Raw genomic sequence first — 2,510 nt, forward strand, 5'->3', positions numbered from 1 at the left:
AAACGGTGCAAGACCTGTTATAGCCAGTGCTTGCACCACACCTCAAACGCTTGATGAAAAGAAAAGCTGTTTACACGATGTTTGTATGTACGTTGATATGTGTGCAGATAAGCTGGCAATTCAGATATGGGATATTATAGACTTTTTTGAAACGAAAAAGGTTTTAACGCATAAAGAGGAATTTCTGAAAAAGATTCACGAGTTGGCTAATTACAAAGACGGAGAAAACAATGAAAATAAGTAAATTGGCAAATCAGACAATATTTTTGTTTTTGTATAGTTTTTATTGCAAAATCAGCGGTTTAAACTACAATAGAACTTTAGCGAGTTTACTGGTATCGTTACAAGAGGAAACAAAGTTATATCCACACGATTTAGAACTGCTGTCAGACAAGGTTAATAAATTAAGAACCGAAACTAATTTACAGGAATTTTATATTGTGGTAGACACTTTAGGAATGTCTTTAGACAATACGATTGGTGAACTATCAGATAAATTAGAAAAGAGGTTAAATGAATGGATAAATCAGTTGAATTAAACGGCTTAGAGCATGGTTATATTGCGTTATTTTCGCTTTTATCTTTTGCAAAGAGTTTCAGTTCAGACCATACTATTTATGAGGTTAGAATCGCAATATACGATGCTTTAAAAACCTGCAATAGTTATGGTAATAATAAAACCCTAAGAAATTATAACGATATTTATCAATACAAGATATGGTTAAGCATTATTGATGATTACCTACAATCAGGTTCGCAATTAGATACGGTTAGTAAATTGATACAATATCTTGATAATAATTGTCGAGAGATTATTAAGGATAGCGAAACATGAACATTCACAAACTAAGCTCTCTGCCGACAGAGGAAAAGATTAGATTAGGTAAACACTATTCACAGCTTATAATTGATACCTCAAGAGAGTTGTGGTATAGAATTAAAACCAACGATTTAAAAGACATTCAGAAAGTTACTCATAAAGGGTATAGAATTATTAAGCGAATGAGAAAGCTGTTCTATGCTATGAGTACATCAGAGCAGGAAATTCTGATTAAAAATGAAATGGATTTGATAAACGAGTATAATGTAGACGTTAATTTTAAACAGGTGATGTTTCAAATATTACGTCAGTTATGCGATAAAAAGGGTTTGGGTAATTTAGAATGAAATTTTTTGATTTACTGTGCGTTGTTAGTCCTAATCTAACGTTAGAGGTACATTGTAACGGCACTGTTAAAAGCGGTAAGAAAACAGACTTTCTTACATGCGATTTTCCGTTCAGAGAAGTACACAAAATTACCGATGGTTTGAATTGTATTCACGTTTGGTTAGGGTAGCATATATGAGCAATATAAAGACTATTTATCTGTTTACTGGTAAAGCACAATCAGGTAAGAACTATATTGCTCGTGAGTTAAACAAGGCGTTAACAAGCGAGCATAAAACCGTTCTTGAATTGTCTTTTGCATACAAACTAAAATCCTTTATCAGCACTCTATTCGACATGCCGATAGAAGAAGTCGATAAATGGAAATTGAATGAACAGCCATTTACCGCTAACGGCACAACGATGAGAGAAATCCTGCAACGGTTCGGTACTGATATAATGCGTAAACACGTTGACAAAGATTATTGGATAAAATTTGTAGCAACTCGAATTGTGAATACTGACTACAATTATTATCTGATTACCGATTATCGTTTTCCGAACGAATTAGACGTTGTAGACTATATAAAGCTGTACGATTTGTATAATCTCACGGACTATAACGTTAAGGTTGTCAAGGTTATCAATAACAGCACAATTAAATCATCAAGGCACGAATCAGAACTGCTTACAGATGTTATAGACGCTGACATAGTAATTGATAATACTGACCATAAGTACAAGTTCAACATTAAAGATTTTATATAATGAGAGGTGAGTAATGGCTAAAACACAAAGTAAATCAGATGTGAAAGAAATAACACTTACATTAAATGTAGAGCAGGCAGGCGATTTATTATCTAGCATGGTAACATCTACTGAACGTTACAGATGTTTGCTTGAAGTGATGGGTGAGTTAGAAAAATTTGTAAAAAAGCACGACAAAGAAAAACACGAAAAAATTTTAATGAAACATTTTATAAGAAGAAAATTAAACGGTGGTTAAAATGATATTTTGAAGTGGATCTGATTTTCTGATTATTTTGCATACGATTAGAAAAATTTTTTAAAAAAGATTTGCACAAACTTAAAAACCGTGTATAATACTAATCATGGTTTAGCTGATTGCAAACCATTACTAAGTCTTACTCCTGCTTAGTACCAATGGACTCTATCGACAACATGATGATCGTTGACTTTTCACCACAGAAGTGTGACAGCGTAGAGTCATTTGAGATGAAAAGATTTAAGGATATTCCGGAATGTCTTTAAAGTGACGATTTTTCAGAAAGTCTTTTTACGTCACACGAGTTTATTATAAAGTGCGTTTTACCTTGTAATACTTATATCCGATCCGAAAGAT

General features: G+C 32.8%; 6 protein-coding genes. All 6 read left to right on the forward strand.

Features of this window, described 5'->3' with window-relative positions; all coding sequences use genetic code 11:
• Positions 1–244, forward strand: a 244-nt coding sequence (locus ACJML3_RS00820; RefSeq protein ID WP_406019774.1) for a hypothetical protein, incomplete at its 5' end; no start/stop codon positions are given.
• Positions 231–539 carry a hypothetical protein gene (locus ACJML3_RS00825; protein ID WP_406019776.1) on the forward strand — a complete coding sequence of 103 codons (309 nt, stop codon included), beginning with the start codon at positions 231–233 and terminating at the stop codon, positions 537–539. The genes ACJML3_RS00820 and ACJML3_RS00825, both read left to right, overlap by 14 nt.
• Positions 518–835 carry a hypothetical protein gene (locus tag ACJML3_RS00830; RefSeq protein WP_406019778.1) on the forward strand — a complete coding sequence of 106 codons (318 nt, stop codon included), beginning with the start codon at positions 518–520 and terminating at the stop codon, positions 833–835. Before ACJML3_RS00825 ends, ACJML3_RS00830 begins: the two co-directional genes overlap by 22 nt.
• Entirely contained in the window at positions 832–1,167 is a 336-nt protein-coding gene (locus ACJML3_RS00835; RefSeq protein WP_406019780.1) for a hypothetical protein, read from the forward strand. The genes ACJML3_RS00830 and ACJML3_RS00835 overlap by 4 nt, the downstream gene beginning before the upstream one ends.
• 175 nt (positions 1,168–1,342) lie before the next feature.
• Positions 1,343–1,915: a hypothetical protein gene (locus ACJML3_RS00840; RefSeq protein ID WP_406019782.1), complete on the forward strand. Its 573-nt coding sequence runs from the start codon at positions 1,343–1,345 to the stop codon at positions 1,913–1,915.
• A gap of 13 nt (positions 1,916–1,928) precedes the next feature.
• The gene (locus ACJML3_RS00845) at positions 1,929–2,153 is read left to right on the forward strand and encodes a hypothetical protein (protein WP_406019784.1); all 225 of its coding nucleotides are present in this window, start codon (positions 1,929–1,931) and stop codon (positions 2,151–2,153) included.
• The last annotated feature ends 357 nt before the right edge of the window (positions 2,154–2,510 follow it).

Source organism: Succinivibrio sp., assembly GCF_045124615.1.
GTDB lineage: Bacteria > Pseudomonadota > Gammaproteobacteria > Enterobacterales > Succinivibrionaceae > Succinivibrio > Succinivibrio faecicola.

Excerpts from the sequence above, each read along its gene's own strand:
- ACJML3_RS00840 (WP_406019782.1), top strand. The coding sequence starts at position 1,343 with ATGAGCAATATAAAGACTATTTATCTGTTTACTGGTAAAGCACAATCA.
- ACJML3_RS00825 (WP_406019776.1), top strand. The coding sequence starts at position 231 with ATGAAAATAAGTAAATTGGCAAATCAGACAATATTTTTGTTTTTGTAT.
- ACJML3_RS00835 (WP_406019780.1), top strand. The coding sequence starts at position 832 with ATGAACATTCACAAACTAAGCTCTCTGCCGACAGAGGAAAAGATTAGA.
- ACJML3_RS00830 (WP_406019778.1), top strand. The coding sequence starts at position 518 with ATGGATAAATCAGTTGAATTAAACGGCTTAGAGCATGGTTATATTGCG.
- ACJML3_RS00845 (WP_406019784.1), top strand. The coding sequence starts at position 1,929 with ATGGCTAAAACACAAAGTAAATCAGATGTGAAAGAAATAACACTTACA.